This is a genomic window from Paenibacillus zanthoxyli JH29 (genome assembly GCF_000520715.1).
Classification (GTDB): Bacteria; Bacillota; Bacilli; order Paenibacillales; family Paenibacillaceae; genus Paenibacillus_AQ; species Paenibacillus_AQ zanthoxyli.
Genome location: NZ_ASSD01000700.1, coordinates 1 through 5,299, shown reverse-complemented (window position 1 = coordinate 5,299; position 5,299 = coordinate 1). Strand labels below are relative to the sequence as shown.

Here is a 5,299-nt window from a genome sequence, read left to right as displayed (position 1 = left end):
GTATGGGATCTGCCTTACCGGTCTTTGAGCGGCGGGCAGAAGACGCGGGCGCAGCTCGCCCGGCTGCTGGCCCGGCAGCCGCGATTACTGCTGCTGGATGAGCCGACCAACCATCTTGACGCGGACACGATGGGATGGCTGGAAGAGTGGGTGTCCAGCTATTCCGGCACCGTGCTGTACGTCTCACATGACCGCCGCTTTATCGACCGCACGGCGACCTCCCTGCTGGAGCTGAGGCAAGACGGCTGCAGGCGATATCCAGGAGGGTACACGCAGTACCGCGAGCAGAAGGCTGTGGAAGCCAGGGAGCTGGAGGCGCGGTACAGAAGACAGGAGCTGGAAAAGAAGAAGCTGGAGGAAGCCATCCGGCGTTACGCGGAATGGTTCCAGCAGGCGCACCGCGCCGCCGGGCAGAACGATTTCCTGCGGTCGAAATCGAAGAAGAATGTCTCCCGGCTGCATGCGAAGGAAGCGGCGCTGGAGCGGCTGAATCGGGACCGCACGGCGGAGCCCCGGGAGAGTACCAAGCTGAACATGCGGCTTACGGGCGGGGAATTCGCCGCAGGGACCTTGCTTAGGACGGAGCACGCGGAGTTTGCGTACCCGGGAGGGAGTCCTCTGCTTGCGGACTTCAGCCTTTCGGTCCGCCGGTGCGACCGGATCGGCGTGATCGGGCCGAACGGGTCCGGCAAGTCGACGCTGCTGAAGCTGCTGGCGGGAATCTATGCGCCAACCGGCGGGACGGTCGGCCTGCACCCGCAGACGACGGTTGGATATTTTGCCCAGGAGCTGGAGCAGCTCGATCTGTCCTCAACCATTCTGGACAGTCTGCTTCAGCTCCCGGAAATGACGGTGACGGAGGCGAGAACGATTTTAGGCTGCTTTTTATTCACACGGGACGATGCCTTCAAGCTTATCGGCAGCTTAAGCCTTGGCGAGAAATGCCGCGTCGCTTTCCTTAGGCTCTACTTCGGCAGGGCGAATCTGCTGGTGCTGGACGAACCGACCAACTACCTCGACATTGATACTAGGGAAGTTATTGAGGAAGCCTTGAAGTCTTATCCCGGCGCGCTGCTGCTCGTCACGCATGACCGGTATTTGCTGTCAAGTATCGCGAATCGGCTGATCGTGCTGGAGCGTGGACGCTTCCCGAGACAGTTCCCCGGCACCTATGAGGAGTATCTATCCAAAGACCGGGAACACACAATGACGGAACGCGAACGGGCGGCAGAGGATGAGCTGGGCGTGCTGAAGCTGCGGCTGACGCAGCTTATCCAGGCGGAAACACCGGAGAGCGACGACGAGAACATGGCGCTGCTGGAGGAGATTAAGCGGCTGCGCCGGAGGATTGGGGAGCTGGAGGAGAAGGGATAAACTGCGCTGCTGTTGATACAAGAAGCTGCCTCGCCGTTATTGGGCTGAAGGCAGCTTCTTGTGTTCAGCGGCGAGTATGTCTGCTTGGCTAGAGGAATCTTGAAGGATTATTTCTCCCCTTGAACCAGCGCTATCTCCACTGCTTTTTTCAGGACCTTGCTGGAATTGCTCGCGCCGCTGACGGCATCCACATCCAGCGACTGTTTGTCGACGATTTCTTTAAGAATAACTTCGGCGGGAGCGCCATGCCCGTTCTTATGTTTCAGCAAGTCGATCTTGGTTACTTTGCCGTTCTGCACGCTGACCTGAACCTTGGCGTCGATAAAGCGAACATCGTATTCTCCCACGTAAGTGCCATCGGCCAGACTAGAGAAGGGGATATCGGATATGGTGAGATTCTTAACCTTGTCTTGATAGCTGCGGACCTGATACAGATAAGTAAGCCCCCAGCCGCCCCCCACGAGCAGAATAAGAGCAGCTACAATCAGCAGTTTCTTCTTCACAGTTTAACCTCCCAGAATGAAATGGTTGTACGGTATTAGAAAAAGCTTTCGATTCGCGAAGCCAGCCTGGCCGGAACCTCCGTCAGCTTCTTGGCGCCCGGACAGACGATCTTGCCTCTGCAGGTCATGCCCGATATGCGGAAGAACTCGTTCATAGCGGCGAGGCAGGACGAGCTTTGGCCCAGCAGCCGGTTGAACGGAAACGGCGTATTACAAGCGGTCATCAGCAGGTACTGCTGGTCTTTGGACAGAGTCGGTCTCGGAGCAATGCCGGCGGCGCTGCGGTCCATCGCCTTGCCTGCCAGCCTGTCGAACATGAGCTTGACCTGGCCCGGCACATTGGCGTAATACGTAGGTGCGGACAGAATAACCAGGTCGCTGAGAGCCAGCCTTACCCATAAATCGGCAAGCTCGCCGCTGGGAGGGCACACTCCGGTTGCCTGGCAATCCGGACATCCTTTGCAGGCGGATATGTCCACCTTATATAAATCGCAGATGTCTGTTTCCCAGCCCGCTTTCGCAGCCGCCTGTACGGCAATTTGCAGCATCTTCGCCGTCATTCCGTCCGGCCTGGGACCGCCTTTAATGGCCAGCAGCCGTTTCGTCGGCATCTTGAACCTCCTTTGCGATCATACGCAGCAGCAGATTGCAGCCGTATTCCAGCAGCCCATGTGTTGTTGCGCCCATCGTTTCGGAGATATAGCTGCTTTTGCGATGCGCCACCATAATGAGCGAGGACAGGCTGCTCCAATAGATCAAAATGGCTTCCTTGATCCGGGTGTCCGGGTTAACAGCCCCTTCCGCAATTCCCTGACGGATCATTCCTCCAAGTACGTCGTTAATTTCTTCCCCTACATTGAAAATGTCCCGCTTCACCTGCGGCAAATCCCGGCTGTCCAGCGGTTGGGTCTGGAAATCGACAATGCCGGCGTAAAGGTAGGGAGAGGACTCATAGAACGTAATCAGACTGTCGCATAGAGCTTGATATTTGGAAAAAAAGTCCGCCTTGTCATCCACATCATGCAGAATATGCTCCTTAAGCTGCATAAATCCTTTCAGTACGATCCGGCCATGAATCTCCTCCTTGCTTGGAAACTGAATGTATACTGTGCGTTTGCTGTATTCGGCGCTCTTGGCGATATCATCCATCGTCGTCGCCGCAAAGCCTTTTTCCGCGAACAGCTTCTCCGCTGCAAGGAGAATGTTCTCCTGATGCAAGCTTGCGATAGTCTCTTTGCGCGTTGTACGGTCCAACAGTAATAAACCTCCAGTTCTAAAAGTAAACTATTAGTTTACCTGGATAATATCATCTTTTTTTCAAGGTGTAAATCCATCTTTTCACATTTAATTTTCGTTTTACATTTCACTTCGTTTTCAATTTACATTTCACCTCCGTTTGGACATGAGCGGGTAGAGGGAGATGCCCTTACGGTGGGGCACGAAAGATGTAGTTATCCGACGAACGGGAATTATTCCGCCTTATTTCTTGTTTTACAGCTGTTTTGAGACATTAACGGGAATTTCTCCGTCTTATTTACTCTAATTCCACTTCTTTGGGCCAAAACGGCAAAATTAGCTGGAGAAATTCCGCTTTATCGGATGTCAAGTGCTGTTAGGGGGGAATTAGCGGGAAATTTTTCGGTTCATGGGGGAAGGGTGAGTGTCTGAACAGTGAAATAGATAGTTCGAAAGCGAAGGAATGGGCAAGCAGGCTATTCGCAGGAAATCAGGCCGCACCGCCGAATGTAGTAAACGGAATACTTTGGAAAAAGAGTCGAATGACAAAGGGGGTTCAAGAGGGTGAATACGAGCCTGTACATGATTAGACATGCCGTTTCTCCGTATGTTCACGGACAGGAACGAAACCGCGGGTTATCGGAACAAGGAGCTGCCGATGCCCGAAGAGTAAGGGAGATTTTGAAGAACGAGGAGATTATACATTTTGTATCCAGTCCCTACGCGCGGGCGATCGCTACCATGCAGCCCTTAGCGGAAGAGGCCGGGAAAGAGATTATTTTATATGAAGGACTAAGGGAAAGAGCGTTTGGAGGTTTGAACAGGGAATATGGGGATGATGAGTTGCTTGCTGCGATCCGCCGTTCTTTTGAAGATGAAAGCTATAAACTGGAAGGGGGAGAAAGCAACAATGAAGCCGAGGAGCGCGCCGTGCCGATTATTAAGCGACTGCTGCGGGAATATGCGGGGAGTAAAATTGCGCTAGGAACCCACGGCAATATCATGGCGATCATTATGAACTATTACGATAAGTCGTACGGATTCGATTTTCTGTTGTCTACGACCAAGCCGGATATTTATAAGCTGGATTTTGCGGGGCAGAAGCTGGTGAGGGTGGAGCGGTTATGGGAGCCGGAGACTGGCACTGTATAAAAGCCGCCCCATCAGGGACGGCATTCGGCAGCACTTTTTTTCGAGAAAAAGTCCGTTATTTAAGCGTTCAGACGCTTATGGTTCTGATGCGCCAGCGTGAGCAGCGCGACGTAGATTGGCTGGACGTTGAATTTTTTGCCGAATTCGAATTTGTACGAGCCGATTTGCGGGTTATTGGTCTTAAAATACGGCGACTGAATATAGTGGATGGTGATTTCGCTGTCATCAAAGCCGGTGCCGCCCGTTTCCATCGTAACTTCATACAGCGATTCGAGGGAGATGGAAGTAACCCGGGTCTTTTTGCCGGTTACGCCCTGATGGTCAATAAAAATCAGCCGTTCGTCCGTGATGATAAACGTATCCCGCACGAGGCGGAATCCCATCTGGATCTTCTCATCCGGCATCAGGTACATTCCGTACTGGCTGTTCAGCTCGGGGATGGAAACCTCGGAATAATTGCCCAGCAGTCCGCTAAATAGATTCGCCATTTCAAATTCCTCCTGAATTGTAATTCTACATTATTCTACATTCAGGACGATTTTTCCTTTATGTGACTGGCAAATTCTATATTTGAGAGATGGAGGTAATACGAAGATGAACCGAGAGGAATTTATCATTTTTACGGCGCTGACGAGTTATTTGAAAGAGCTGGACCTTAATCCGGCGGAGTATCTGAGCAAGCAGGAGCTGCTGAAATATACCGAAATCGGCAAGGATTATCTAGGCATGGATACGGCCGGGTTTCGGGAGGCTTTAAAAGAAATTATTCTGGAGATGGCCGCGAGGCATTTAAAATAAGCGCCGGTGCTGATAGGCGGATATATGCAAATCAGGTCTCCCGAGGTTTGGCAGGGTTCCCTTGCTGCAACCTTTCCGTATGTGTGCCGTCTGTTAAGGATAGAAATAGATTCAAGACTGTCCAATCAGCAGGGAGATGAACATATGAACAAGCACATAAAAATGATGACGGCAGGCGTTATGCTCACGGGAATGCTGGGTCTTGCCGCATGCAGTTCCGGAGGCGGAGAAGCGTC

General features: G+C 52.6%; 7 protein-coding genes. 3 read left to right on the top strand and 4 right to left on the bottom strand.

All coding sequences use genetic code 11. The annotated features are described in order from the left end of the window. Positions 1-1,374: ABC-F family ATP-binding cassette domain-containing protein (locus L691_RS0127005; protein ID WP_025693305.1), on the top strand; the 1,374-nt coding region annotated here is incomplete at its 5' end. A gap of 107 nt (positions 1,375-1,481) precedes the next feature. Here the strand turns inward: L691_RS0127005 and L691_RS0127000 are convergent. From L691_RS0127000 to L691_RS0126990, 3 genes are read right to left on the bottom strand one after another with little or no spacing between them, the layout of a single operon-like run. Beyond that, on the bottom strand, positions 1,482-1,877 hold the full coding sequence (locus L691_RS0127000) for an FMN-binding protein (protein ID WP_025693304.1): 396 nt from the start codon (positions 1,875-1,877) through the stop codon (positions 1,482-1,484). A 35-nt stretch (positions 1,878-1,912) separates the two neighbouring features. Then, positions 1,913-2,488 (bottom strand): flavodoxin family protein, encoded by a 576-nt coding sequence (locus L691_RS0126995; RefSeq protein ID WP_025693303.1) that lies wholly within the window; start codon positions 2,486-2,488, stop codon positions 1,913-1,915. Next, positions 2,460-3,131 (bottom strand): TetR/AcrR family transcriptional regulator, encoded by a 672-nt coding sequence (locus tag L691_RS0126990; RefSeq protein ID WP_025693302.1) that lies wholly within the window; start codon positions 3,129-3,131, stop codon positions 2,460-2,462. Before L691_RS0126990 ends, L691_RS0126995 begins: the two co-directional genes overlap by 29 nt. A gap of 546 nt (positions 3,132-3,677) precedes the next feature. On the opposite strand from L691_RS0126990, the gene L691_RS0126985 reads away from it, so the two are divergent. Further along, positions 3,678-4,265, top strand: coding sequence for a histidine phosphatase family protein (locus tag L691_RS0126985; protein ID WP_025693301.1), 588 nt, complete (start codon positions 3,678-3,680; stop codon positions 4,263-4,265). A 59-nt stretch (positions 4,266-4,324) separates the two neighbouring features. Here the strand turns inward: L691_RS0126985 and L691_RS0126980 are convergent, their stop codons facing one another. Beyond that, on the bottom strand, positions 4,325-4,753 hold the full coding sequence (locus L691_RS0126980) for a PH domain-containing protein (RefSeq protein WP_025693300.1): 429 nt from the start codon (positions 4,751-4,753) through the stop codon (positions 4,325-4,327). 106 nt (positions 4,754-4,859) lie between these two features. On the opposite strand from L691_RS0126980, the gene L691_RS0126975 reads away from it, so the two are divergent. Next, positions 4,860-5,063: a hypothetical protein gene (locus L691_RS0126975; protein ID WP_025693299.1), complete on the top strand. Its 204-nt coding sequence runs from the start codon at positions 4,860-4,862 to the stop codon at positions 5,061-5,063. The last annotated feature ends 236 nt before the right edge of the window (positions 5,064-5,299 follow it).

Bases quoted from the DNA above. Each gene is read 5' to 3' on its own strand.
- L691_RS0126995 (WP_025693303.1), bottom strand. From the start codon at position 2,488: ATGCCGACGAAACGGCTGCTGGCCATTAAAGGCGGTCCCAGGCCGGAC.
- L691_RS0126980 (WP_025693300.1), bottom strand. From the start codon at position 4,753: ATGGCGAATCTATTTAGCGGACTGCTGGGCAATTATTCCGAGGTTTCC.
- L691_RS0126975 (WP_025693299.1), top strand. From the start codon at position 4,860: ATGAACCGAGAGGAATTTATCATTTTTACGGCGCTGACGAGTTATTTG.